Genomic DNA, 24,402 nt, shown 5'->3' with positions numbered 1-24,402 from the left:
TTTTTAATAAAGGAGGTTCTTTCGTTTGATTGAATTAAGGCATTTAACAAAGAGCTACGGTAAAGGAACGCATATAACTACAGCATTGAATGAACTGGATCTGTCAGTCGAGAAGGGCGAAATATTTGGTGTCATCGGTCATTCTGGGGCAGGGAAGAGTACACTCATCCGGTGTATTAACTTATTAGAGCGTCCAACATCAGGTGAAGTATGGGTGGATGGTGTTAATTTAACTGCTCTGAATACAAAGGCATTGCAAACGGAGCGACGCAAAATAGGGATGATATTTCAGCATTTCAATCTGCTCTCTTCTGCGACAGTCTATGATAATATTGCTTTCCCATTACGTCTTATTCACACATCTAAGAGTAGTATTGAGAAGAAGGTGAATGAGCTATTGGCTCTTGTGGGATTACAAGATCATAGTGATAAATATCCAGCTCAATTATCGGGTGGTCAGAAGCAACGCGTAGGTATTGCTCGTGCATTGGCAAGTGAACCAGAAGTATTACTATGCGATGAAGCTACGTCGGCTTTAGATCCACAAACAACGGATTCTATCTTGAAATTATTGCTGGACATTAACAAGAGATTCAACTTAACCATCGTTCTCATTACGCATGAAATGCATGTCATTCAGAGCATCTGTGATCGGGTTGCTGTCATTCATCAAGGTGGCATTGTAGAGCAAGGGGCCGTAACTGACGTATTCCTCAAGCCCAAACATGTTGTTACACGTGACTTTATTCGTGGGGAATCGGACAATAGCGAGCTTTTCAAGCAAGCTATGAGTGGGGACTATCCTTTGAAATCACAAGTTCTGAAGATTACGTATTTGGGTGGGAAAACCTATGAGTCGATTCTTTCAAAGACTGTCCGGGAGACAGGAGTCGATTTTGCGATATTACAAGGGACGATTTCCACAATAAAGGATACGCCTTATGGGCAATTGGTTGTACGTTTCGAGGGTGATCCAGAGGATATTGTAGTAACAAAAGACAGACTTATACAACAAGGACTTGAAGTGGAGGTGATGGGCTAATGGGTGGATTAGATTTCTCATTAATTGATTGGAAAGAGATAGCGACTGCCATATTAGATACACTAAAAATGTTGGGAGCATCGGCAATATTCACTATTATCCTAGGTCTTCCACTGGGTATTATTCTTTATCTTGCATCACGATCATCTTCTCGTAGAGTAAATTCTGTATACGTTGTCCTTTCTTTTGTGGTTAACATATTAAGATCGGTACCTTTTATTATTCTTATTGTGGCGATGATCCCAATAACAAGAGAGATTGTAGGCGTATCATTTGGAGTTCTGGGGACGATTCCTCCGCTTGTTGTAGGAGCAGCTCCTTTCTTTGCAAGGTTGGTAGAGACATCACTTAGTGAGGTAGATCGGGGTGTTATTGAAGCGGCTGAAGGGATGGGCGCATCAACACAACAAATCATTCTACGCGTTCTACTACCTGAAGCGAGACCAGGTCTATTTGCAGCCATGACGATTACGATTATTACGCTCGTATCCTACACCGCAATGTCGGGTCAAGTAGGTGGCGGGGGACTTGGAGACTTAGCGATTCGATATGGTTACTTCCGTTATGAAAAGGAAGTTATGATCATAGCGGTTGTGTTAATCGTTATATTGGTACAATTTCTTCAGATGGCAGGAGATCGACTGGTTCGTCATTTTACAAGAAAATAAAGATGTCTCCATTATGGTAGTACCCGAATAGTACATTCGGTCGCATATATATCACATTATTCTTATCGAAGAAAAGGGGAATGGAAAATGAAAAAATGGGCACTTGCATTTCTAAGTCTTTCACTCGTAGTCGTTCTATCCGCATGTGGTAAATCGTCATCAGACACCTTGAAAATTGGGGCAACATCTGTCCCTCACGCTGAGATTCTGAAACATATTCAACCAGCACTAGAAAAGGAAGGCGTCAAGATCCAAATCATTGAGTTCACTGATTACGTACAACCTAATACACAGTTATTCGAGAAGCAATTGGATGCGAATTTCTTCCAACATCAGCCGTATCTTGACAGTGAAAATAGCAAACGTAAAATGGATTTGGTATCCGTTACAGCTGTTCATATTGAACCTCTAGGTGCTTATTCCAGTAAGCTGAAATCAATTGATGAACTTCAAGATGGGGCTCATATTGCTATTCCGAATGACGCTACCAATGGAGGACGTGCGCTTAGTCTGCTGGCGAATAATGGTTTAATCAAGCTTAAAGATCCGAAAGCAGTGGAATCTAAACTGAGCGACATTACAGAGAATCCTAAGAATCTTGTGATTACTGAACATGATGCGGCGATTCTCCCTCGTCAATTGAATGAGGTTGACTTGGCTATTATTAATACCAACTTTGTTCTTGATTCTGGTTTGGATCCGGTTAAGGACGCTTTGTTAATCGAAGGTAAAGATAACCCATATGCGAATATTCTAGTTGCACGTCCAGATAATAAAGACTCTGAAGCCATTCAGAAGTTAGCGAAAGCACTCACTTCAGCTGACGTTAAGAAATTTATTGAGGATGAATATAAAGGTGCTGTTATCCCAGCATTCTAAATAGACGGCAGAGCCTTCACCTCAATGTTGGAATGAACTTATGCATAATCCCGCAAAAGCCTTGTTGCTTTTGCGGGATTATATTTGTAGAGGTCGACTAAATCTTCTATAATTAAGGTATGACCACTCATTGGAGGAGGAAAAGATTTGAATGGGAGAGTAGCCCTGATTACGGGAAGTGCGAAGGGGTTAGGCAAGAGAACAGCACTTACATTGGCAGATCAAGGTTGTAATATCGTTCTGAACTATGTCCATAGTGCTGTAGAGGCAGAGGAGTTGCGAGCTAAGATTGAGCTTAAGGGTGTGCAATGTATTGCTGTTCAAGCTGACATCTCTGATCCACAACAACTTGAAGGGTTAATAAATCAAGTGAATGATCAATTTGGAGGTACAGATATTATCGTGAATAATGCTGGCCCTTTTATACGGGAACGACGTTTGTTTACGGAATATACACATGCTGAGATTATCTCGCTTATGCAAGGGAATCTGATCGGCGCTATGTTACTTGACCACTTGGTTATTCCTTCGATGAGGAAGAAGAAATGGGGAAGAATTATTCATTTCGGATTCGGACATGCAGGAGAAGCGAGGGCTTGGCCACATCGAGCCGTGTATGCAGCCGCGAAAACAGGGCTTGTTTCTTTCACGAAGACATTAGCCGTAGAAGAAGCGCCATATGGCATTACGGTTAATATGGTGTGCCCTGGTGATATTAGGGGAATGAACAAGGAGAAATCCATCGCTGAAGTTGAAGGAATAGAAGACCTAGAGACACCTAATGGAAGACCGGGAAGTGGAGAAGATATCGCACGGGTCATTCAATATTTGTGTCATGATGACTCAGATTTTATTACGGGCAATATCATGGATATTACGGGAGGACTTGATCCCATTCGGCCATGGATATAAGTCTTATACAAGTCGAAACGGCAAAGAGGTCCTTGTTCAAAGACGGCACCGGTTTCAGAGGTGATATAAGGAATGGCATATTAAGTGGTACTTATACTTTCTTATATTAAAAAAAAGTCTTGGCATCGTTGATCACGAAGTCCAAGACTTTCTCAAAATATTAAGAAGATTTCTCTAAGGTTTTAGATTAAAATACTTGAACAACCTCTACTACGCCCTCAACTTCTTCTAGGAGAGCACGTTCAATACCGGCTTTCAAAGTAATCGTGGAGCTTGGGCAGCTGCCGCATGCACCCATTAATCTTAGCTTTATGATACCGTCTTCGACATCGACCAATTCTACGTCACCGCCATCGCGTTGAAGGAATGGACGAAGTTTATCTAATACGTCTAATACTTCATCATACATGGTGCTTTGTACGTTTTCACTCATAAGTGTTCAACTCCTTCCTATTCATCATTATATTACAAATGAACATAAAAATAAAATAGATAAGTAAAGCAGGTGCATTAGAATTGAGACCAATCATAGAATTTTGTACAAACAATATGCATTTTGACACAGATACCGTGATGGAAAAGTTAGAGTCCAACCCAGATTACGATGTCGTCGAATATGGATGTCTGACGAATTGTGGTCAATGCTACCTCATGCCATATGCCATGGTAGATGGTGAAATTGTAACTGCTGAGAGTGCAGACGAATTATATGATGTTATTATTGCCAAGATAAAGGAAGCGGAAGCATGGGATGATCTGGATCTAGATTAACCCAAATGACGTTTAGACATCCAAAGAACGCCACTTTTTAGTAAGCGGGGAACGCGACCCAGAACGGCTTTATTACCCATAAGTCCGAACCCTGCTTTTTTACCTAGTGCACCAAGTGTTCCTTTTAGACGGAGTGGATGTAACTTAGGTGTGTCTCCACGCCATAAGGAATGTATAACTTCTGCAACTTGTTCCGCTTGAGCTCCAGCAGCTTGTGCGCTTGGTGCCAATGGAAGGCTGGCACAATCGCCTATCACATAGACATCTGGGTGCTCAGCGATTTGAGAATAGGAATTTAGAATGATTCGTCCACCCGGATCTTTGGCCACTTGAAGATCCTGTACGACACGGACAGGTTGAATGCCCGCAGTCCATACAGTAACGTCACTCATAATGATCTCGGAACCATTATAGATTCCACCATCCTCTACTCGGTCAACTGAAACTTGAAAACGTGTATCGACGTCGTGGGTTTGAAACCAGTGCTCCACATAAATAGATAATTTAGATGGGAAGGACGAGAGAATACGGCTGTGACGGTCGAGAATTGCGATATTCAGATCAGGTCTACTTTCTCTCAATTCCGACACCATCTCCACGCCACTGAGTCCCCCACCTATAATATTCACTTGACCATAAGGCCGTACATCATTAAGTTGTTGATATGTCTTACGCGTATTTGAAAAGGATTGAATACTGCTTGTAAATTGTTCGGCACCTTCAATCCCGTGATAACGATCTGTACAACCTAGAGCAATAATAAGATAATCGTAGATAATATCTTCAGACTGTTCCATAAGAACCTGTCTACCTTCTAAATCGATCGAGGCAATTTCACCATACTTGATTGTAAGTTGAGGGTGTTTGGGAAAAGAGACACGAAGTTCTAAGTCTGTTGCAGTACCTGCTGCTAAGGCATAGTATTCTGTTTTTAGACCTTGAAAGGGCATTCGATCCACTAATATCATTTCAATATCTTCCGGTAGGTGGTCATCAAGAAGGCCTTGAATAATAGCGAGCCCTCCGTATCCGCCGCCGAGAATAACTAGTTTTCTCATGGGTGGTTTCCAATCCTCTCATACATCAGGAATAATGTTACTCGTAGATTTGAATCTCGTTATAGAAAGTATCCCGTTCAACAGGAATGCGCCCAGCACCTTTAATAAGCCATACTAGTTCTTTACGCGTCAATCCCTCTGGTGTAAGCGCGCCAGCTGCGTGACTAATACGTTCTTTAATAATCGTACCATGCACGTCAGAAGCTCCGAAGCTGAGTGCCATTTGCGTAAGTTGAGCGCCGATATTAATAAAGTAGGCTTTAATATGATCGATATTATCCAACATTAAACGACTGATCGCAATGGTTTTCAAATCTTCATAAGCCGAATTACGTCTCATAATACCAGCATTTCTATTCTTCGGTTGCATAGATAAAGGTATGAATACCATGAATCCTTGCGTTTCGTCTTGAAGCTCGCGTATCTGAACCATGTGGCGAATACGATCTTCATGACTTTCAATAGATCCGTATAACATTGTTGTATGTGTCTTCATTCCTAATTTATGAGCTGCACGATGAACATCTAAATATTGCTCAACATTGGCTTTATCTACCTTCATCTTCTCGCGATATTGATCTGATAAGATTTCAGCCCCTCCACCAGTAAGTGACTTCAACCCAGCTTGTTGTAATTTCTGTAGTACTTCAGTTGTGCTAAGTCCACTTAAACGTGTGAAGAATTCGATTTCAGCTGCAGTATAAGCTTTTAATGTTACATCAGGATAGTGATCTGTTAAGGTCTGTAAAGAGTCAACATAATATTGGAAGGGGACATGAGCATTATGACCTCCAACGATATGAAACTCTCTTATGCCTGGATGAATGTGTTGGTTAACATATTCGACCATTTCCTCACCAGTGAGCGTATAGGATCCATCTTCTCCTTGATCTTTGCGGAAATTACAGAAGGCGCAATAAGATTCACATACATTGGTGAAATAAAGACTCATATTCTCAATAAAGTACACTTTTTTTCCATTTTTACGTAGATTAACTTGATTAGCCAATTGTCCCAACGTTAATATATCATCAGTCTCGTAGAGGTAGACTCCATCTTCAAGAGTTAAACGTTCTCCTTGTTGCACCTTTTCTATAATAGTAGCCATTCGACTATCTATATTAGGGGTAATAAGTGTTGTCATGTAGTTCCTCCTAAAAGTTTTTTTGTAGCGTAGCTTCCAGACTGTGTATCGAAAAAAAACTCGCTTCGGAAGCATAGACTTATTTTTTTGTAGCGTAGCTTTCAGATTGTCCATCAAAAAAAATTATGCATTCATTTCCTATTATAGACCGCGAATTACTGGGTCGCAATAAGAGGATGAGTTAAAAAAATGAAATGATTGTCCGAGATAGGTTGACTGACTTGAGGGTACTAGGGTTCTGGAGTATAATTAACCTACGACACAATTAGGAGGTTGAACGATGATTAATATTAGCGATACGGCTTCAGTTAAGCTGAAAGAGATGCTTTCAGAACAAGAGACACCGAATATGTTCTTGCGTCTTGGTGTACAACCCGGCGGATGCACAGGATTTTCATACGCGATGGGTTTTGATGATGATGAAACAGAGAATGACATATATATGAATGTGCATGATATGAAGGTTGTGGTTGATAAAGAAAGCCTGACTTACCTCGATGGATTGGAAATTGATTTCGAAGAATCAGGTATGTCTGGTGGCTTCACGATTAATAATCCGAATGCTTCGGCATCGTGTGGTTGCGGAGCGAGTTTCCGTACAGCGAAAGATGCAGGGAAGCCAGCACCTGAAGGCGAGTGTTAATTAGGATTTAGGCGTTACAGATTTCAGCCTTTTGGAGTTGTATGTGGCAGACATACAACTCCAAAAGGTTTTTTTTGTGCTTGAAAAAAGAGTGAGAAGTGACAGTAGGCGCAGTTTTGCGTAAGAGCATGCGGATTTACATACTGGAAATATTGTCTTTAACAGTGAACATTCCTATCCAATCGGTTATGACAATTGAAGTAAGATTAACGAACAAGATGAAGACTGTCTTGTTCGGAAGGACAATTCGTTATTGTAACGGTCAATCTAAAATAAAAGCCACTAGATTTAAGGGTGAGACATCACCTTAAATCTAGTGGCTTTTTAGCGATTCTAATTCTACGAAGCGGGTAATATAAACGTATGATTCACCATGAAGACAATCATCAATGCCATTGCAATAGAGAAGCCAATGCAACTGAATCCTAACACAGTTCGTTTACTCTTAATAAACTTAAATCCAATCGCACAGATCATTAACGTCGTCAAAGCGAGTGCTGCGGACATACCGACAATTGCGATCCAATACAAAATTTGAAATACCTGTGCCACGCTCGCGTAGACCCCCTTTTACAAATCACTACATTTGAGTATATCCGATATTCTAAGGTAAGCCAATAATATATAGATAATTTTGTGTAAATTTAACAGTATTAATAATTAGGTGTGGAGCAAGAGACAATCATACAAGAATGAGTAATAGACGGGGAGTATGCTATTGATATACCGGCAAGATAGGAGAGGGTCGCATATGTCAGGACGGCAGTTGGCGAGTAAGTGGTTAAAGACAGAGGCATTGTTAAGGGATCCGAGAGTGGCAAGATACATCCCAAAGATGAAGTCTTTAACAATAACGAATTTACAAACGATGCTCCGTCAATATGGTGTGGTCGTTGTAAAGCCCGATGTTGGAGCAGGTGGCAATGGGATATTACGAGTTAAATATAATGCTGAAGGATATATGCTTACACATGGTTCACGTTCTTTTAGTTACTCGAGGTTTGCAGAAATGTACAGTATACTTCTTAAAATGAAGAAACCAAGGTCCTATCTCATTCAACAAGGAATTCAACTTGCCACGATTGAGGGTCGTCCCATCGATTACCGAGTTAAGGTAGTTAAGGAAGGAAAGGAGTGGATATTCCGCTCAATGGTTGGGCGTCTTGCTAAGCCAGGGTTATTTGTCACCAACCTGTGCAGAGGAGGCACACAGCTTACTTGTAAGGAAGGATTACGCCGGTCTTTATCACATCACATATCAGTAAATGCTAAACGTCAAGAAATGAGTAAATTAACAAGTGTTTGTACAACAATTATGGAAAAAAGATTCCCTGGGATCACTCAACTGGGATTCGATTATGGAATAGATATGAAAGGGCAAATATGGATTTTTGAAGTGAATACTCGTCCTCAGTAATAGTAATGAGAATCTATTATAATGTTAAGAGAATTCTAGTATGAATAAAATAGATTTCCAGAATAAATCCAAAAAATTCGCTCTCAAATAAAATATATTTTTTTTTGAATGAAATGAAATTACCCCTGTGTATAACATTTATCCACATTACCCACCGTGTTTTGATAAGGTCTATGACAGTTACTAACAAAATATGCACAGGTTCTCCACAGATACCTGTGGATATCAGGAACGCTTGTTCTACTATTGATAGTTTGATATGATGGATTTAGGAAAAAAGAGGAAAGGTTGTGAGATTCATGGCTATATTATCAGATGAAATGTTACTAGATTCTTATCATCTGGCTGTAGAGTTAAAGTTAGAACGTGATTTCATAAAGCTATTATTAGCCGAAATAAAGAAACGTAAATTGGGAATTCAGCAAATGAAACTCGCTTATTAAGTTGGAATGTACTGATTGAGTAGACAAAATGTTGAATTATTGTGGTTCTCAATTTACCGGGGGTGTGAGTACATCATTAACATACATGAGAATAACAGACTAAAAAGGGTATCCAGTTGACGTTGAAACATTAATCGTCAAGTACTGGATACCCTTTTAATAGTACAAAATTATAATTTCATGTTACTGCTATGACCTGGGGAAAGACGAGCTTCCGGGTCGATATATACTTTAGCATTATTTACAGCAGTTGGCGCTTCACCAAATCCTACGGTAATAAGTTTTAGCTTACCAGGATACGTAGTAATATCACCTGCAGCAAAAAGACCTGGAATATTAGTCTCCATACGAGAGTCGACTACAATTGAATTCCCTTCGATTGCGATGCCCCATTCTGCAATGGGTCCTAGAGAAGAGATGAATCCAAAATTAACGATGACTGCATCTACTTCAATTTCTTGTGTTTCTTTTGTTTTCACATCTGAAAGGGTTACCTTTGTAATGATATCATCCCCATGAAGTTCAGTAATTTCTGTAGGAGTGACCACATTCACTTTCGAATTCATCAAATTCTCAACACTATGTTCATGTGCACGGAATTTATCACGACGATGGATCAACGTGACTTGTTCAGCAATAGGTTCTAGCATTAGTGCCCAATCTACCGCTGAATCACCACCACCATTTATCAATACTTTCTTACCTGCGAAAGCATTTAGATCATTAACGAAATAATGAAGGTTGGATTTCTCGAAACGTTCTGCTCCCGGAATCTCAAGTCTGCGGGGTTCGAATGCACCTACACCAGCAGTAATAATTACTGCTTTGGAATGATATTCATTTTGATCTGTCTTAACGATGAAATGGCGTTCTGCTATCTTCACGACAGAGACTACCTTTTCTTCAAGACGCACATTAGGGTTGAACAGTTTCAATTGTTCAAGTAGGTTATCTACGAGTTCTTGTGCTGTTACTTTAGGGAATCCAGCAACATCATAGATGTATTTCTCGGGGTAAAGAGCAGCAAGTTGTCCACCGAGTTGCGGCATACTCTCAATCAGAGTTACGGATGCTTGACGCATTCCACAATAAAATGCAGCAAACATACCAGCGGGGCCGCCCCCGATTATGATTAAGTCAGTCATTTCATCACCAAGTTGTTGGGATGTCATTAGGTAAAGCACCTCCGTATAATAAGTGAATTATTTTTATTACATCTTAATCATTATAGTCGGATCGTTATGATATGAAAAGTTTGAAAGAGACGATTTATTGCGAAAAATGTATGAATGTGAAATTTCACCATATAAATATGTCGAATGGCCATTCTTTACCTCGAAAAAAACCTTGATATTTATGCATAATATAGCTAGTATGTCAGATGTGTATAATATAATTTACAACTGCTTTTTGGTGAGTTTGATTATAAGTATTAAAACGACTAAAGTAGAGAGTAATGGATGTCTCAGGAGTGGGATATGGTGTTATTATCCCTTTTATTAATGTGTTTATTTTCACAAATATAAGGGTGAATTGGCTATAAACTATATATAAAGAGGAATTTGGAAGGAGTAGGAATGATTATGAGTAATATTCCGAAAATAGTAATACTGGGTGCTGGTTACGGAGGGATCCTAACCGCACAACGTCTTCAAAAAGAATTGAAGTATAATGAAGCAGACGTTACATTAGTTAATCGACATGAGTATCATTACTTGACAACTCATTTGCACATGCCTGCTGCAGGTACAGATAGTATAGAAAATACTCGTATTTCTATCTCAAATCTGATTGATGAATTCAAGATTGATTTGGTGAAGTCATCTGTGCAAGAGATTCGCCCTCAAGAGAAAAAAATAATACTAGAAGATGGTACACTTTCTTACGATTATCTTATCATTGCCTTAGGAGGAGAGCCTGAGAGCTTTGGTATCCCTGGACTTGCGGAACATGCGATGTCCATCCGTAGTATTAACTCAGTACGCTTAATACGTAAACATATCGAGTATCAATTCGCTCAATATAAGAATGAAAGAAATGCTCAAGAACGCATTAATTTCGTGGTTGGAGGAGCTGGATTCAGTGGCATTGAATTTGTAGCTGAGTTAGCTGATCGTATTCCTAAACTGTGCAAAGAATATGATGTAGATCCTCATCTTGTTAACATTTATAATATTGAAGCAGCGCCAACCGCATTGCCTGGATTTGCACCAGAACTGGTCGAATATGCAATGGATGTTCTTATTAGAAAAGGTGTTACATTCAAAATGGGTGTTGCTATTAAAGAATGCACAACTGAGGGTGTACTTCTTGCTACGGGTGAAGAGATTAAAGCGGCTACTGTGGTGTGGACTGGTGGAATTCGTGGGAACCGTATGATTGAAGCTGCCGGGTTCGAAACGATGAGAGGTCGAGTTAAAGTAGACGAACAACTACACGTTCCAGGTCATGACAATGTATTCATTATAGGTGATAATGCACTTATCTTTAATCCAGAAGGGCGCCCTTATCCACCAACTGCACAAATTGCTATGCAACAAGGTGTATGTTGTGCACAGAACGTGGTTGCTAGCATCCGTAACCAGCAACTTAGGAAATTTGAATTCACTAATAAAGGAACCGTTGCATCGCTTGGTAAAGGTGAAGGTGTTGCCGTTATAGGTACGAAGCTCATGAAGGGTTGGAGTGCAGCACAGTTGAAAAAGGTTGTAGATATGAGATATCTGTATACGATTGGCGGCATCACACTCGTACTGAAAAAAGGAAGATTCCTATAATATGAGACACTGTAGCGTACAAGTTCGTGGTTTACTGACGAGAGAAGAATTAGACCGGTATAATGCCCTAATGGAAGTCGGAGCTCATTTAGAATCTCAAGAAGCTTACGATTTGGCTTATACGATTCAGAAAGAAGTAGATATTCTGATTCTTCCGGCGATTGAAAGGCTGAAGGAGAAAGGCCGTGCTCGGGATGTTGCAACGGCGGAATATCTTGATTCAAGGAAGCAAAACGAAGAAGAATAGCATTAGCTAGTAAAGGATTTGTCACAGGACTAATGTGATGAATCTTTTTTAACGTAATAAAGACCTTCTCCAGATGTTGATAAGGAGAAGGCCCATGATTAGATACATATTGAGATCGGCAAATTATAATTTAAGCATGTCTTCGAAAGATTGTTTACTTAGTAAACTACCTACATAAAATGTACCGAATTCGCCGTAACGAGCACTAACTTCATCAAAGCGCATTTCATATACTAGCTTCTTGAACTGAAGTGCATCTTCAGAGAATAAAGTTACTCCCCATTCCCAATCATCTAATCCTACAGAACCCGTGATGATTTGTTTTACTTTACCTGCATAACTCCGTCCGATCAAGCCATGGCTACGCATCAAAGTCCGACGCTCTTCCATGCTAAGCATGTACCAGTTATCCGCAAGCTCACGTTTCTTATTCATCGGGTAGAAACAGATATATCTATTCTTCGGAAGAATGGGTTTAAGACGTGCGACAACCTCTGGGTTATCCATTGGATTTCCACCATTTGCACTACCCATATAATTACTAAGTTCAACAATACTGACATATGAATATTCTTTTGTCGTATATTGAGCAAAAATGGTTTTGTTAAAAGCTGTTTCAAGTGCATTAAGGTCTTCTAATGTTTCCCTCAGATGCATAAATACAAAGTCAGCTTTCTGTCCAACAATAGAATACGCCGTACTACTTCCTTGGTGAGTGGATTCGACGGTAGACCATTCCTGCATAAATGCTTGAAGCTCATCCAGTGCCATAGCACGGTCTTCATCATCAGCGGATTTCCAAGAGGACCAATTCATAGAACGGAAATCGTGGAGAGAGTACCATCCTTCAAGTGTTGTTGCGACTTCACTCATGTGCTTAATCACTCCTAAGTATAGGTAATTACATATTGCTATGCTCACATTGTATCCCATGAATAAGTATAAGAGCAAACGAAGACACAATCTTTACATAATCTTCGTTGCTTCATGACAATTTTTCTAGTAAACTATCTACTAGCGTATGTTAATTTATGCCGTTTTTTATTGGAATAATGGAATAGGCGCGATATGAAGAAGAGGTGAAATAGCCCGTATGCAATTTATCCCTGTGCTTGTACTGATGGTACTTTTTTTTGTGATGATGTTCGGCATTGGCTTTATTCTTAATATGTTAATGAAAACGACGTGGTTCCCGTGTTATTTGTTTGTAATTGTCATCTTACCTATTGTTATATATTCTTTGTGGGATCATAGTATGCCGCTTGGAACGCATCTAGGTTCGTTTCATATCGTTGACTATCTTACGGGTTTAGCTGGATTAGTTGGTGCCTTTATTAGTGGATGGGCGATTAAGAAATTGCGTCAAGGTGGGTACACCATGTTCTAATGAAAGCCTTTTGTGAGCAGCTCTTCCCTAGGAAGGGCTGCTTTGTTGTTTGTTACAAAGATTTCATATTATGATCAAGGGTTCGTGATGATATTTGATTAAACCCCATAGGATGGATATAAATTCATGTGATATAAACACGAAATACGTCGAACGAACAGTAAGAATTATGATAGAATAGAAGGAGTCAATGTAAACGATGGGAGGTAAACGATGCGCATAAAGAGTCTTCTACATTATACCGAGAACCATCAATACTGTGTTTATCGCGAGTTCTGCTTGAGCAGTCTTGATAACAGAATGCTCCATAGTATCTATCAACCCATGGTCGGTGCATTCGCTATAAGTTTCTATCATTTGTTGTTTCAACAACTTCCTATAGAGAAAATTGGTTATTCTAGAATAGAACAACAACGCCGTCTTTTCTTAACCCTTGGTATGGAACCTAGTGAGACTGGGCGGAAATTTCTAATCGAGCAAGCTTCCAAGCTTGAAGCGGTAGGTCTGTTACAAACAAGTCGTATCTATGTACCTGAGAACGACGATTATATGTACGAGTACGAATTAACGGCACCTTTATCTCCAACGGAATTCTTTAATACGCAGCACTTAACACTCTTGTTACGAGATAAGATAGGTAAATTTGCCGTGCTCTCGTTGCGAGAGGAACTATGGATTAAGGAACCTGAGGAATGGTCAGGAGCCAAGCAGAACAAAGAGAATATTTCAGTACCTTTTTATGAAATTTTTGAACTGAATACCCATGTAATTGATTATGAGTTAGAGCAAGCTCTTTCAGAAGTTTCTACGACTAGACAGTCTGGTCTGCAAGCAGGGGAAGAAAGTAATGGCCTGAATTATGCTGATATTATTCTTCGTTTTCCAAGAGAATCCGTTAATCGAGAATACGTCGAGAAGCTTCGGTTTAACTTTGAACAAATGGGCATTGTGAATTATGTTGTTAATAAGTATGAGCTGAATGTTCAAGATTTATGTCGTCTGCTTGATGAAGATGGTATATTTACACCGCAAGGAGATATCATCCTCGATGAATTGCAACATCAAGCCAACCTACACTTCCGTCAAGGAAAGAAGAGGCAGGAACAACGTGAAGTGTTAGCTGGCAAAATAATATCCATTCGACAAGAGGAAGACAATCCAGAGGGATCCCTTCAATTGGAACATGCGGTACAAATGGAGTATTATGTTGAGGTACCGATACAGTTTAAATCGAAATGTGATGTTCATCAGTATAATATGATGCTTCGAAACGAACCTTATACGAAATTACTTAAAACTTTTTTCCCGGGCGCTGTACCGGATAATTTAATTGATATATTTGAAAAGATTGATCTAAGCTACAAATTGCCTGGTGAAGTCATTAATGTACTTATTCATTATTTAATGTCGCTTTTGGCTTCTGGTGGAGATCAACGTATCAACCGAAATTTTGTAGAGGCTATTGCATCTAATATGCTATTGAAACAGATAAATTCTTACGAGAAGGCAGTACAATACATCAAAGATCAGTCTAAAGTAAAAGGGAAACAGGCAGCTGCATCAGGCGGGTCGCGTACTCGAACTTACGGCAACAACAAGCAGACCAAAGCGAAGCCGGAAATTCCAATTGCTAAGGATAACAGTCAAGGTGATTTGGTATCTGAAGAAGAATTTGAAGAAATGATGAAGATGGCTGCTGAAATTCAAGCAAGTAAGAAACAAGGTTAAGTATGAATAGTCTCATTATATTCATTTGACTTTTAAAGGAGGGTGAGACGTGGAATCTTTAGGAGAATTACTTCAGCAGATGAAGAATCCTTCATTTCGGCGACAGTCACAAGCGATAGAAGATGAACTGTTCAGCCATCCACTGATTAAGGAATTACGTACACTTTATCCTGAATTGGATGATTCTAAGCTGCGTCTCAACGTAAGCCGCTTATATCAGTATGTTGGGGACAAGCGTAATTGTGATAACTGCCCCGGGCTTGCCAATTGTCCGAATGACTTTCAAGGTCATTTCAGTAAGCTAGGTGTACAGACGGTGAACGGGAATGCTGAGCTATATGAACGGAAGGCACCGTGCTCGCTTCATTTGACGAAACAACATGATGATCAGGTGAAGAAGCGCATTCGGAGCTTCTATGTAGATGAGCGTGCTTTAAATGAAGGATATAAAGAAGTAGAAATTATGGGTAAGGACCGTCTGCGTGCTCCTGCTGTACAACAAGTGTTTCGCTATATTCGTGAGACGAAAGAGAATGGGCTATCCACACGAGGGTTATACCTTTATGGTTCTTTCGGAACGGGAAAAACATTTCTTATGAGTTATATGCTACATGAACTTGCGATCGCGGGGCTTACTGGCGTCATTGTCTACATGCCAGACTTCGTTGAGGATTTGAAGTCTATGATGATGGATAATGTGAAGTTGAAGGAAAGTACAGAACTGATGAAGAACTGTGATTTACTTATTTTTGATGATATTGGGGCAGAGAATTTAAATCCGTGGGCGCGTGATCATATTATGGGGTCTATCTTGAACTATCGGATGAATCGTAAACCTACATTCTATACATCAAATTACACACTTGATGGTCTTGAGAAGCATCTTAGCTTTACGAATAAGGATGGGGAAGAGGGAAATAAAGGTCAACGATTAATGGATCGAATCTCCCCATTCGTGGATGTGGTTAACCTTCACGGTGAAAATCAACGCGGTAAACACTAATTATCTATATCCAAATTTAAAAAGTCTGATCCCCTAGTAAATTAGGAGATCAGACTTTTCGGTGTTCCTTTAATGATCCAAGATTAACCAGAGACAATGAACTTGATGATGATCATTCCGAAGAATAGAACGGCCAAGAATAAGAACATTCCACCAAATCCAAGCATTAAATCTCCAAAATCATCGCGGGGTTCTTCATTTACATGTTCCCGAGGATCATTTAAATATACTTTTGCTTCCATGCTTCATTCCTCCTCATAAAGATCTTGTTTTTGCGCATGATAATAATCATATACAAATAGACCTGAGTTAACCCAAGTATACTCAATTCTAAATTAACTTGTAAAGAATTACTGAATATTATTGGATTTGATATTTTCCTTTGCTTATAATAATGTGGTATACTTGAACTGTCCACAAAGACGTATCAGTTTAAATTCATTGAACTTTCCTAAATAAGGAGGAGAAATATCATGGCAATTGTTAATGTATCCGATCAGTCCTTTATCACAGAAGTGGAAGGACAAGGAACGGTTTTGGTTGATTTCTGGGCGCCTTGGTGTGGTCCTTGTAAGATGATCGCTCCTATCTTGGATGAACTATCTTCCGAACTAGGTGACAGTGTTAAGATCGCTAAAGTGAATGTGGATGAGAATCCTGAAACAGCATCTCGCTTTGGTGTAATGAGTATTCCAACATTGATTGTCTTTAAAGACGGTCAACCGGTTGATAAAGTAGTTGGATTGAACTCCAAAGATGCATTGAAGAACATGCTTTCTAAGCACCAGTAAGAATTGAGCAATACACTAAGCGCCTCCGGTTTTTCGGGGGCGCTTTATTAGAATGATGGATACTTAAGCTAATTGAGAATAGAGCATAATTGGATTTTAATATATAGAAAATAGTCATTTTACTGGGGGAGGTAATGACATACAAATGGATGATTTGACCAAGGATATACAAGAGAAAGAGAAGGCGCAGGATCATATTCGCAATAAGTTAGCTCTCTTGCCTGACCTCCCTGGGTGCTATCTGATGAAGAATAGTGAAGGCACCATTATTTACGTTGGTAAGGCAAAGGTACTTAAGAATCGGGTTAGATCTTATTTTACGGGGAGTCATAATGGTAAAACACAGATGCTCGTATCTGATATCCGTGACTTCGAATATATTGTAACGGGAAGTAATATGGAGGCACTTATTTTGGAGTGCAATCTCATAAAGGGACATCAACCGAGATACAATGTTCTGCTTAAGGATGATAAGACATTCCCGTATATCAAAATTACGAATGAGTTACATCCAAGATTAGAAGTGACACGACGTGTCTTAAAGGATAAGGCGAAATATTTCGGTCCATATCCAAATGCTTATGCCGCGCAGCAGACCAAGAAGTTATTAGATCGAATGTATCCATTACGTAAATGTGGTGTACTACCGAAGGAAGTATGCTTGTATTTCCATATGGGACAGTGTCTAGCTCCATGTGAGAAAGAGGTCGAACAACAATCTTACGATCAGATAATACAAGAGATTAGCTCTTTTCTCAGTGGTGGACACGAGGTCATAAAGAAGGAGCTTCAGCGTAAGATGTTGGAAGCTTCAGAAGAACTATATTTCGAACGAGCTAAAGAACTTCGTGATCAGATCATGAACATTGATGCCATCATGGAGAAGCAAAAAATTACGACGTCGGATACAAGAGATCGGGATGTTCTGGGCTTTGCAGTCGATAAAGGCTGGATGTGTGTTCAGATACTCTATATGCGTAAAGGGAAGATGGTTCAGCGGCATGCTTCTGTATTTCCATTTTACGGGGAAGCCTATAGCGACTTTATGACTTTCGTTACACAATATTACAGTGACAATCCAGCGCTACCGCAAGAAATTCTATTACCCGAGCTGAATATGGTAGAGGCTGGAATTGAGATTAAGATTACACAAGGTAATAACGTAGGCAATGGTCAGAATGAAGTAATGCTGAACGCTGAAGAAGTTAATGGTGACAAGGTTGATATAAATGAAACATCTGTAAGTGAGTCTGAATCTGTTAATGATCCACGTGCATCTCTCTTAATGGGAAGTGTTGATGATGTTAATATTGTTTCTGCACTTCAGGAATGGTTGGGTATTAAAGTATATATACCGCAGCGAGGATTGAAGAAACAGATGGTAGGGATGGCTGCTGAGAATGCTAGAGTCTCTCTTGATGAGAAGTTCAGACTAATTGAGCGTGACGAAGAGCGTACATCCATAGCAGCTGCAAACTTAGGCGAAGCCATTGGTATTCATTCACTACATCGTATTGAGGCTTTTGATAATTCTAATATTCAAGGAACTAATCCAGTATCAGCAATGATTGTATTTATAGATGGTAAACCGGATAAGAAAGAGTATAGAAAGTACAAGATTCGAACCGTCGTTGGAGCAGATGATTATAGTACGATGCGAGAAGTCATTCGCAGACGGTATGAACGAGTATTGAAGGAAAATTTGGAGATGCCGGACCTGATAGTAGTTGATGGAGGGAAAGGACAAATTGCTGCGGCGATGGACGTACTGGAGAATGAGCTAGGGTTGTTTATTCCTGTATGTGGACTCGTGAAGGATGTTAAACATAGAACTTCACAGCTTATGATCGGTGAGCCAGCAGAGGTCATAACACTGCCTCGGGATAGTCAAGAATTCTATCTATTACAACGTATTCAAGAGGAGGTGCATCGCTTTGCAATCACCTTCCATCGTGAACTACGTGGTAAATCGATGGTTACATCCCAGCTCGATGCTATACCTGGCGTGGGAGAGAAACGCCGTAAGCTGATGCTGAAGCATTTCGGTTCTCTCAAAAAAATAAGAGAGGCCAGCGTCGAAGACTTCCGGCCTCTCTCTATTGGTGAGAAACTAGCCTCACAAATTATTGCAGCACTTCAGGAGGAGTCGTAACATACGGCTTCTCTTTTTTTCTAGCGTAAAACAGGTATATCACGGATGCTACGATAAATGGCATGATCATAGATACAATTCCGGCCGTAATATTAGTGGTATCATTCAGTGTGAATAAGCTGAAACCCATGAGAATGCTATTAAATACTACATGGCTGAACATGACAGTAATGTAGCCATAACGCAGGAATATAAAGCTGAATAGAAGCCCGATTATGACAAGCTCTATTGGTCTTGAAATAACGGGATAAATAGGATAAAGCGTATGACCGAATGCCCAGATAATCGAAGGAATCAGGCAGGCCACAAAGGTGTTCTTGACAATCTTCTTCATCATTCTAATTCCGAATAAGCGATAAACCGCTTCTTCCGAAATTCCAGCAACCCATGCTAATAGCGGTAGCATCCAAGGATATACCATGTTAATTGGAGATTGACTTGCATCTGTTGTAGACCAACTATGAAGCGTTAAATCGAGTATGAAATAGATAATCGATTGAACACCTAATAATATAAGTGCCCATAAATATCCGACAAACATGCTATGAAGTACATACGATCCATACCCAGATTCTTTGCCACGTGGCCACGGATTAAGTCCAACTTCCTTCTTCCATAAGCCATCTCCACCGATCAGGGAGAAGTACAATAACGCAGCCATGACCAATGTGAGTAAACCTTGAAAGATCAGTCCTAAGATTAGGGATGTTCCTGTGAGTCCTTCCGCTTCCAATGCAGGTAACATGTTAAAAGTGCTTAGCATAGAAACAATGAAATAAAAGGAACTTAGGAATATACCTCTAACGAAAGAGGTATATCGTCTTGTCAAAGCACTATAAACAATAGCGAGTACGCCAAGTGCTAAAGTTAGAAGGCCATATCCTAGCAGGGTTAACCAGACGGCTTTGGTGTGTTCTTTTTCAACATAAGCAGTATGTTCTGCAGGTGTTGTAAAAGCAGGTTGAAAGGATACAATCCTGTCTGTGCCAAAAGCGAACTTAAGCTGTAATACCGCCTCACCAATGGTTACATTGTAATCTGAATAGGTAAGCGTATTTTTGTCTTTTTGCACAATGGTGAGCTTCTCTGGATCATAGCCTAATTTCGTAAGCCATGGTTCAGCGAGTTTTTTCTTATTTGTTGTACTCATGGATTCTTTCGTAGGTTCAGTCGAGGCAAAGTTGGTTTCTTTTTCTTGCGCATAAGCTACGATTTCCCCTGTATTCATATGTACATCAATATTGAGAAAAGGTCCACGTTCGCTCTCTTGTAGACGGACACGATACACATCGTAAGGATATCTCTTCTCAAAAGTTGTATTATACTTCTTTATTAGTTTCTCTTTAGATAAATAACCGTAGATATCAGAGTTAGATTGATATGTAACCAGCGTGTCAGGATTACTCAATATATGTATATGAAGTTGTGACTCAGCATATTGCGTTGCAACTTCTAGAGCTTGTTCCTTAGTGATGATTCCGGTGCTTTGCTGCTCCAATGTATCCGATGCAGTACCAGGAAACACTTGGATAATCATAAACAGAATCAGACCGATAGCCCCGAGTAAACTCAGAACCTTATAATTGGTCTTGAGCTTCAAAGGCTGTCCTGTAACATTCATTGAATTTCCTCCTAGATTTAGATGGTCTTTCTTCTTGAGTATAGTTAACATAACACAGATTTCAGCGCTAAATCCAGTAATTGTAAAGTGTGATGTGCGAAAACAAGATGATTACGAAGGTAATAATATATAAAGAGAGGGATTGAGTGTTCATACGCATTATTTAGCTTCTTTTCATTCAATATCAACACATTTGTTCCAAAAATGACTTTGTACTGTTCCTGTATAAAGATTATAATCGGAATGCAATTCAATAATGCGCCGAATTTTCATAAGAAATATGGGGGAACCATTTTTTATGGGGTGAATTTCGTTGTTTATTCAACGAATAGGGTAACCTGTGCATACCCGAATCCGTCAGCTAACCTCGTAGGCGATATGCTAGCAGGAACCAACCCGAGAGGCATTGGAATTCCAGTGTCTTTTTTCGTTGACCAAATATAAATGGATGCGCAGTCCTTTGGTGAAAAAAAGCGACATACTTTCTTATATTTTTGAAAAGGGGTGATCATATTGAAATGGAAGTTTAGCTGGTTCAAATTATCTCCTCCACAAATTCTAGTAATGGGATTTGCTAGCATTATATTGCTGGGAACTCTTTTACTTACGTTACCTATCGCTAATACAACGGGGAAACCTCTAGCCTTTATTGATGCCTTATTTACTGCGACATCAGCAACGTGTGTAACCGGATTGGTCGTAAAAGATACAGGGACATTCTTTACGATGTTCGGACAAGTGGTTATTATTATGCTCATTCAAGTTGGCGGGATTGGTTTTATGACGATGGCGACCTTATTTGCTCTAATACTGAAACGTAGAATTTCACTTCGTGATCGCTTACTGCTTCAAGAAGCGATGAACCAGAACACAATGGAAGGCATCGTACGCTTAATTCGAAAGGTATTATTCTTTTCACTAATTATTGAAGGTGTTGCAGCCATTCTTTTGACCATCCGATGGTCTATTGATATGCCTTTTGGAAAAGCTTTATACTTTGGTATTTTTCATGCGATTTCCATGTTCAACAATGCTGGATTCGATCTGTTCGGTGACTTCCGTAGCCTTACAGGTTATGTATATGATCCGCTAGTGAATTTTGTTGTCATGTTCTTGATTGTATCAGGTGGGATTGGATTTATTGTTCTGTCTGATTTGGTGGATTTCAAGAGAACACGTAGAATATCCTTACACTCCAAAGTGGTACTGTCCATGACAGCATTCTTGATCGTGTTCGGAGCGATTGTTATATTCGTATTCGAGTATTCCAATCCAAGAACACTAGGGTCACTGAATTGGGGAGGGAAGATTCTAGGATCCTTCTTCCAATCGGTTACACCAAGAACCGCTGGAGCGAACACGATTGATTTAGGAGGTATGAGGCAGGCATCTCAATTCTTTATGATTATTCTGATGTTTATTGGTGCTTCTCCAGGATCGACCGGTGGTGGTATTAAAACGACGACCTTTACCATTATTATTGGAGCTGTTATTTCGATGTTGCGTGGCCGTGAAGATATCGTGTTGTTCCGGTATCGTCTTGCGCAAGAAAGGATATTTAAGGCGTTAACGATTACGTTGCTTGCACTCTTGCTCGTATTGAGTGTAGCGATGGTGTTGTCCACGACAGAAGATAGTCCTTTTTTAATGATATTATATGAGACAACTTCTGCTTTCGGTACGGTAGGTTTAACCATGGGATTAACAACGAAGCTTAGTCTTATAGGTAAGATCCTCATCAGCCTTACGATGTTTGCGGGTCGACTTGGACCATTAACTATGGCTTATGCTCTTGGACCGAAAAAAGGTAAAGAGTTATATCGTCATCCAGAAGGCAAAATTATTATAGGATAGTAAGGAAATTGAGATAGATGAAGGAGTACTGAAAGAGGAATGAAAAAACAGCAATTTGTTGTTATTGGCTTAGGACGTTTTGGATCGTCGATAGCACTAGAACTCATGGCACTGAATTATGAAGTACTAGGTATTGATCGAAATGAAGAGATTGTAAGTGATATGAGTGATTTGCTGACTTATGCAGTTGTAGCAGATGCTTCAGATGAAGAAGTGTTGAAATCACTTGGTGTTCGTAATTTCGATTGTGGCATTGTGGCTATCGGAGAGGATATCCAGACGAGTATTCTTGCAGCTATACTGCTAAAGGATTTAGGCGTATCTACAGTCATAGCTAAGGCGATCTCTGTTCTTCATGGAAGAGCACTTGAGAAACTAGGTGTAGATCGGGTGGTGTATCCTGAGAGAGATATGGGCATTCGAGTTGCACATCAACTGGTAACGCCTAATCTGTTGGATTATATTGAACTCTCTAAAGACTACAGCATAGTAGAAATGAAAGTTCCTGTGTGTCTTAATGGCAAGACACTAACAGAGATAAATACGCGTTCGAGATTTGGATGTAGTATCGTAGCGTTACACAGAGCAGAGGGAATTATAGTAGCTCCAACAGGGATGGATCAGGTTCGAACGGATGATATTATGGTCATTATTGGTTCGAACGCGAATATTGAACAGTTTGAGAATGAAGTAATGCATGATAATTAAAAATTTAAACGCATATAGAACAAACCAGTATAGCCCGGAAACCTTAAACGTAGGTTTTCTGGGCTATACTGGTTTGTAGGAGATTATAACTGTAAATCTAAGCGGTTGAATAAGGCTTCCGTCTCTTCAATCCATTGTCGTGCAGCCTTGCTTAACTCTGTATATTCACCATAGATTAAGGATGTCGTTCTTCTCGTCTCTTTGAGGTCGGGAATGTGAATAACCTTTAGTTGGTTATCATTAAGGAGTTGTTGATGTAAGTAAGATTTGGGTAGTAGTGTTACAGCCTTACAAGTAGGTAATAAGCGTACAATGGCTTCGAAAGAGTCAATTTCCATCCGAATGTCAGGCATAATACCCGTACTTTGAAATAGTTCATCTGTTAGTTTGCGGTACCATGTCCCACTTGAGAAGCTAATCATCGGCATGCCATGTAAATGCTTCATATTGACGACTTTGGTTTCGGCAAGTGGATGATGTATAGGTAACACCAGTTCCAAATGATCCTCAAACAACGGGATGCAGTGTAAGCCCCGTTCGTAGATAGAAGAAGCAACGATTCCAACATCGATTTTCTTCTCACGGAGTGCGGAGACGATCTCATGGGTTCTGCCTGTAACAAGCTTGATTTCTGCAGTAGGATGTCTTTCCATGAATGTGTTAATGAGTGGAGGGAGAGTTGTTTGTAATGTAGTAAGGCTCGCTCCCAAGGTAACTGAGATCTGACTCCCATCCTTATGTTGCGATAACGTCCGTAGAAATTGTTGCTGATGTTTATTCTGCTCCAACGCGAAGGTATATGTTAAATGCCCGATGGAGGTTAATTCTAAGCGCTTACCACGACGATGGAATAGACTGACCCCTAAATCGTTCTCTAGTTTGGCAATTTTTCGTGATAAAGCAGGTTGGGAGAGGTTTAACAGTTTAGAAGCTTTATTAAGACTTGATTGCTCCACAACGATAGCGAACACATCTAAGGATTCAAACATGGTACACCCCACTAATCTCTATAATAATTCAACATATGCGTTTATGTTATAACAAATAATAATTATATTGCAATTCCATTATAAGATAAAAAGGAGTAACATGAAAGTGCCACAAGTTGTTCACATAATGTCGAAATATGTGGATGAGTTAGTCGAATTTTGCGGCAT

General features: G+C 39.8%; 26 protein-coding genes and 1 riboswitch. Of the genes, 17 read left to right on the top strand and 9 right to left on the bottom strand.

All coding sequences use genetic code 11. The features are described 5' to 3' along the window. Nucleotides 1–25: 25 nt before the first annotated feature. The 4 genes from PBAT_RS00615 (at nucleotide 26) to PBAT_RS00600 (ending at nucleotide 3,501) form a co-directional block, all read left to right on the top strand. Nucleotides 26–1,042 (top strand): methionine ABC transporter ATP-binding protein, encoded by a 1,017-nt coding sequence (locus PBAT_RS00615; RefSeq protein WP_068645818.1) that lies wholly within the window; start codon nucleotides 26–28, stop codon nucleotides 1,040–1,042. Beyond that, complete coding sequence (locus PBAT_RS00610; RefSeq protein WP_068645817.1) at nucleotides 1,042–1,710, top strand: methionine ABC transporter permease; 669 nt, start codon at nucleotides 1,042–1,044, stop codon at nucleotides 1,708–1,710. The genes PBAT_RS00615 and PBAT_RS00610 overlap by 1 nt, the downstream gene beginning before the upstream one ends. Nucleotides 1,711–1,797: 87 nt before the next feature. Continuing rightward, nucleotides 1,798–2,589 (top strand): MetQ/NlpA family ABC transporter substrate-binding protein, encoded by a 792-nt coding sequence (locus PBAT_RS00605; protein ID WP_068645816.1) that lies wholly within the window; start codon nucleotides 1,798–1,800, stop codon nucleotides 2,587–2,589. 147 nt (nucleotides 2,590–2,736) lie between these two features. Next, nucleotides 2,737–3,501 carry an SDR family oxidoreductase gene (locus PBAT_RS00600; RefSeq protein WP_068645815.1) on the top strand — a complete coding sequence of 255 codons (765 nt, stop codon included), beginning with the start codon at nucleotides 2,737–2,739 and terminating at the stop codon, nucleotides 3,499–3,501. A gap of 187 nt (nucleotides 3,502–3,688) precedes the next feature. Here PBAT_RS00600 and PBAT_RS00595 read toward each other — a convergent pair whose 3' ends face one another. Then, nucleotides 3,689–3,934, bottom strand: a complete 246-nt coding sequence (locus PBAT_RS00595) for a NifU family protein (RefSeq protein ID WP_068527273.1) — start codon at nucleotides 3,932–3,934, stop codon at nucleotides 3,689–3,691. An 83-nt stretch (nucleotides 3,935–4,017) separates the two neighbouring features. Between PBAT_RS00595 and PBAT_RS00590 the strand changes: the two genes are divergently transcribed. Then, nucleotides 4,018–4,272, top strand: coding sequence for a YuzB family protein (locus PBAT_RS00590; protein ID WP_068583119.1), 255 nt, complete (start codon nucleotides 4,018–4,020; stop codon nucleotides 4,270–4,272). Here PBAT_RS00590 and PBAT_RS00585 read toward each other — a convergent pair. Beyond that, on the bottom strand, nucleotides 4,269–5,330 hold the full coding sequence (locus PBAT_RS00585) for an NAD(P)/FAD-dependent oxidoreductase (RefSeq protein ID WP_068645814.1): 1,062 nt from the start codon (nucleotides 5,328–5,330) through the stop codon (nucleotides 4,269–4,271). The genes PBAT_RS00590 and PBAT_RS00585 overlap by 4 nt on opposite strands. A 37-nt stretch (nucleotides 5,331–5,367) precedes the next feature. Next, nucleotides 5,368–6,474 (bottom strand): aminofutalosine synthase MqnE, encoded by a 1,107-nt coding sequence (gene mqnE, locus PBAT_RS00580; protein ID WP_068645813.1) that lies wholly within the window; start codon nucleotides 6,472–6,474, stop codon nucleotides 5,368–5,370. Nucleotides 6,475–6,754: 280 nt separating this feature from the next. Between mqnE and PBAT_RS00575 the strand changes: the two genes are divergently transcribed. After that, nucleotides 6,755–7,117 (top strand): HesB/IscA family protein, encoded by a 363-nt coding sequence (locus tag PBAT_RS00575; RefSeq protein WP_068583128.1) that lies wholly within the window; start codon nucleotides 6,755–6,757, stop codon nucleotides 7,115–7,117. A 339-nt stretch (nucleotides 7,118–7,456) separates the two neighbouring features. Here PBAT_RS00575 and PBAT_RS00570 read toward each other — a convergent pair whose 3' ends face one another. Further along, on the bottom strand, nucleotides 7,457–7,669 hold the full coding sequence (locus tag PBAT_RS00570) for a hypothetical protein (protein WP_068645812.1): 213 nt from the start codon (nucleotides 7,667–7,669) through the stop codon (nucleotides 7,457–7,459). A 199-nt stretch (nucleotides 7,670–7,868) separates the two neighbouring features. Between PBAT_RS00570 and PBAT_RS00565 the strand changes: the two genes are divergently transcribed. After that, nucleotides 7,869–8,534: a YheC/YheD family protein gene (locus PBAT_RS00565; RefSeq protein WP_068645811.1), complete on the top strand. Its 666-nt coding sequence runs from the start codon at nucleotides 7,869–7,871 to the stop codon at nucleotides 8,532–8,534. A 299-nt stretch (nucleotides 8,535–8,833) separates the two neighbouring features. Continuing rightward, entirely contained in the window at nucleotides 8,834–8,977 is a 144-nt protein-coding gene (gene sda / locus PBAT_RS00560) for a sporulation histidine kinase inhibitor Sda (protein ID WP_139331558.1), read from the top strand. Between the two features lie 170 nt (nucleotides 8,978–9,147). Here sda and PBAT_RS00555 read toward each other — a convergent pair whose 3' ends face one another. Then, entirely contained in the window at nucleotides 9,148–10,149 is a 1,002-nt protein-coding gene (locus tag PBAT_RS00555; protein ID WP_068645810.1) for an NAD(P)/FAD-dependent oxidoreductase, read from the bottom strand. A gap of 411 nt (nucleotides 10,150–10,560) precedes the next feature. On the opposite strand from PBAT_RS00555, the gene PBAT_RS00550 reads away from it, so the two are divergent. After that, on the top strand, nucleotides 10,561–11,754 hold the full coding sequence (locus tag PBAT_RS00550; protein ID WP_068645809.1) for an NAD(P)/FAD-dependent oxidoreductase: 1,194 nt from the start codon (nucleotides 10,561–10,563) through the stop codon (nucleotides 11,752–11,754). A gap of 1 nt (nucleotide 11,755) precedes the next feature. Beyond that, nucleotides 11,756–12,001: a hypothetical protein gene (locus PBAT_RS00545; RefSeq protein ID WP_068645808.1), complete on the top strand. Its 246-nt coding sequence runs from the start codon at nucleotides 11,756–11,758 to the stop codon at nucleotides 11,999–12,001. A 123-nt stretch (nucleotides 12,002–12,124) separates the two neighbouring features. Here the strand turns inward: PBAT_RS00545 and hemQ are convergent, their stop codons facing one another. Beyond that, entirely contained in the window at nucleotides 12,125–12,874 is a 750-nt protein-coding gene (hemQ, locus tag PBAT_RS00540) for a hydrogen peroxide-dependent heme synthase (protein WP_068645807.1), read from the bottom strand. 220 nt (nucleotides 12,875–13,094) lie between these two features. On the opposite strand from hemQ, the gene PBAT_RS00535 reads away from it, so the two are divergent. From PBAT_RS00535 to zapE, 3 genes are all read left to right on the top strand, one after another. Further along, complete coding sequence (locus tag PBAT_RS00535; protein WP_068583144.1) at nucleotides 13,095–13,388, top strand: YuiB family protein; 294 nt, start codon at nucleotides 13,095–13,097, stop codon at nucleotides 13,386–13,388. Nucleotides 13,389–13,601: 213 nt separating this feature from the next. Next, nucleotides 13,602–15,116 carry a replication initiation and membrane attachment family protein gene (locus PBAT_RS00530; RefSeq protein ID WP_068645806.1) on the top strand — a complete coding sequence of 505 codons (1,515 nt, stop codon included), beginning with the start codon at nucleotides 13,602–13,604 and terminating at the stop codon, nucleotides 15,114–15,116. Nucleotides 15,117–15,165: 49 nt separating this feature from the next. Further along, the gene (zapE, locus tag PBAT_RS00525; RefSeq protein WP_068645805.1) at nucleotides 15,166–16,119 is read left to right on the top strand and encodes an AFG1/ZapE family ATPase; all 954 of its coding nucleotides are present in this window, start codon (nucleotides 15,166–15,168) and stop codon (nucleotides 16,117–16,119) included. A gap of 83 nt (nucleotides 16,120–16,202) precedes the next feature. Here the strand turns inward: zapE and PBAT_RS25070 are convergent, their stop codons facing one another. Further along, nucleotides 16,203–16,361, bottom strand: coding sequence for a YqzM family protein (locus tag PBAT_RS25070; RefSeq protein WP_149466384.1), 159 nt, complete (start codon nucleotides 16,359–16,361; stop codon nucleotides 16,203–16,205). A 231-nt stretch (nucleotides 16,362–16,592) separates the two neighbouring features. Here PBAT_RS25070 and trxA point away from each other — a divergent pair, with 231 nt between their 5' ends. After that, nucleotides 16,593–16,910, top strand: coding sequence for a thioredoxin (gene trxA / locus PBAT_RS00520; RefSeq protein ID WP_068583151.1), 318 nt, complete (start codon nucleotides 16,593–16,595; stop codon nucleotides 16,908–16,910). A 145-nt stretch (nucleotides 16,911–17,055) separates the two neighbouring features. Then, nucleotides 17,056–19,062, top strand: a complete 2,007-nt coding sequence (gene uvrC / locus PBAT_RS00515; RefSeq protein WP_068645804.1) for an excinuclease ABC subunit UvrC — start codon at nucleotides 17,056–17,058, stop codon at nucleotides 19,060–19,062. Here uvrC and PBAT_RS00510 read toward each other — a convergent pair. Next, the gene (locus PBAT_RS00510) at nucleotides 19,034–20,683 is read right to left on the bottom strand and encodes a CPBP family intramembrane glutamic endopeptidase (RefSeq protein WP_068645803.1); all 1,650 of its coding nucleotides are present in this window, start codon (nucleotides 20,681–20,683) and stop codon (nucleotides 19,034–19,036) included. The genes uvrC and PBAT_RS00510 overlap by 29 nt on opposite strands. 249 nt (nucleotides 20,684–20,932) lie before the next feature. Beyond that, nucleotides 20,933–21,073: riboswitch (cyclic di-AMP (ydaO/yuaA leader) on the top strand. Nucleotides 21,074–21,247: 174 nt separating this feature from the next. Here PBAT_RS00510 and PBAT_RS00500 point away from each other — a divergent pair. Both PBAT_RS00500 and PBAT_RS00495 read left to right on the top strand, forming a co-directional pair. After that, the gene (locus tag PBAT_RS00500; protein ID WP_068646334.1) at nucleotides 21,248–22,537 is read left to right on the top strand and encodes a TrkH family potassium uptake protein; all 1,290 of its coding nucleotides are present in this window, start codon (nucleotides 21,248–21,250) and stop codon (nucleotides 22,535–22,537) included. Between the two features lie 39 nt (nucleotides 22,538–22,576). Then, complete coding sequence (locus PBAT_RS00495; RefSeq protein WP_068645801.1) at nucleotides 22,577–23,245, top strand: potassium channel family protein; 669 nt, start codon at nucleotides 22,577–22,579, stop codon at nucleotides 23,243–23,245. A gap of 83 nt (nucleotides 23,246–23,328) precedes the next feature. On the opposite strand, the gene PBAT_RS00490 is transcribed toward PBAT_RS00495, so the two are convergent. Further along, nucleotides 23,329–24,234, bottom strand: coding sequence for a LysR family transcriptional regulator (locus tag PBAT_RS00490; protein WP_068645800.1), 906 nt, complete (start codon nucleotides 24,232–24,234; stop codon nucleotides 23,329–23,331). Nucleotides 24,235–24,402 lie beyond the last annotated feature (168 nt).

It is taken from the genome of Paenibacillus antarcticus (assembly GCF_001637225.1).
GTDB lineage: Bacteria > Bacillota > Bacilli > Paenibacillales > Paenibacillaceae > Paenibacillus_AQ > Paenibacillus_AQ antarcticus.
This window is presented reverse-complemented; position numbering and strand designations above follow the sequence as displayed.

Bases quoted from the DNA above. Each gene is read 5' to 3' on its own strand.
- PBAT_RS00595 (WP_068527273.1), bottom strand. From the start codon at position 3,934: ATGAGTGAAAACGTACAAAGCACCATGTATGATGAAGTATTAGACGTA.
- PBAT_RS00500 (WP_068646334.1), top strand. From the start codon at position 21,248: ATGGGATTTGCTAGCATTATATTGCTGGGAACTCTTTTACTTACGTTA.
- sda (WP_139331558.1), top strand. From the start codon at position 8,834: ATGGCTATATTATCAGATGAAATGTTACTAGATTCTTATCATCTGGCT.
- PBAT_RS00530 (WP_068645806.1), top strand. From the start codon at position 13,602: ATGCGCATAAAGAGTCTTCTACATTATACCGAGAACCATCAATACTGT.
- PBAT_RS00565 (WP_068645811.1), top strand. From the start codon at position 7,869: ATGTCAGGACGGCAGTTGGCGAGTAAGTGGTTAAAGACAGAGGCATTG.
- PBAT_RS00490 (WP_068645800.1), bottom strand. From the start codon at position 24,234: ATGTTTGAATCCTTAGATGTGTTCGCTATCGTTGTGGAGCAATCAAGT.
- hemQ (WP_068645807.1), bottom strand. From the start codon at position 12,874: ATGAGTGAAGTCGCAACAACACTTGAAGGATGGTACTCTCTCCACGAT.
- mqnE (WP_068645813.1), bottom strand. From the start codon at position 6,474: ATGACAACACTTATTACCCCTAATATAGATAGTCGAATGGCTACTATT.
- PBAT_RS00545 (WP_068645808.1), top strand. From the start codon at position 11,756: ATGAGACACTGTAGCGTACAAGTTCGTGGTTTACTGACGAGAGAAGAA.
- PBAT_RS00605 (WP_068645816.1), top strand. From the start codon at position 1,798: ATGAAAAAATGGGCACTTGCATTTCTAAGTCTTTCACTCGTAGTCGTT.
- PBAT_RS00495 (WP_068645801.1), top strand. From the start codon at position 22,577: ATGAAAAAACAGCAATTTGTTGTTATTGGCTTAGGACGTTTTGGATCG.
- trxA (WP_068583151.1), top strand. From the start codon at position 16,593: ATGGCAATTGTTAATGTATCCGATCAGTCCTTTATCACAGAAGTGGAA.
- PBAT_RS00610 (WP_068645817.1), top strand. From the start codon at position 1,042: ATGGGTGGATTAGATTTCTCATTAATTGATTGGAAAGAGATAGCGACT.
- uvrC (WP_068645804.1), top strand. From the start codon at position 17,056: ATGGATGATTTGACCAAGGATATACAAGAGAAAGAGAAGGCGCAGGAT.
- PBAT_RS00575 (WP_068583128.1), top strand. From the start codon at position 6,755: ATGATTAATATTAGCGATACGGCTTCAGTTAAGCTGAAAGAGATGCTT.
- PBAT_RS00555 (WP_068645810.1), bottom strand. From the start codon at position 10,149: ATGACATCCCAACAACTTGGTGATGAAATGACTGACTTAATCATAATC.
- PBAT_RS00585 (WP_068645814.1), bottom strand. From the start codon at position 5,330: ATGAGAAAACTAGTTATTCTCGGCGGCGGATACGGAGGGCTCGCTATT.
- PBAT_RS00510 (WP_068645803.1), bottom strand. From the start codon at position 20,683: ATGAATGTTACAGGACAGCCTTTGAAGCTCAAGACCAATTATAAGGTT.
- PBAT_RS00550 (WP_068645809.1), top strand. From the start codon at position 10,561: ATGAGTAATATTCCGAAAATAGTAATACTGGGTGCTGGTTACGGAGGG.
- PBAT_RS25070 (WP_149466384.1), bottom strand. From the start codon at position 16,361: ATGGAAGCAAAAGTATATTTAAATGATCCTCGGGAACATGTAAATGAA.
- PBAT_RS00535 (WP_068583144.1), top strand. From the start codon at position 13,095: ATGCAATTTATCCCTGTGCTTGTACTGATGGTACTTTTTTTTGTGATG.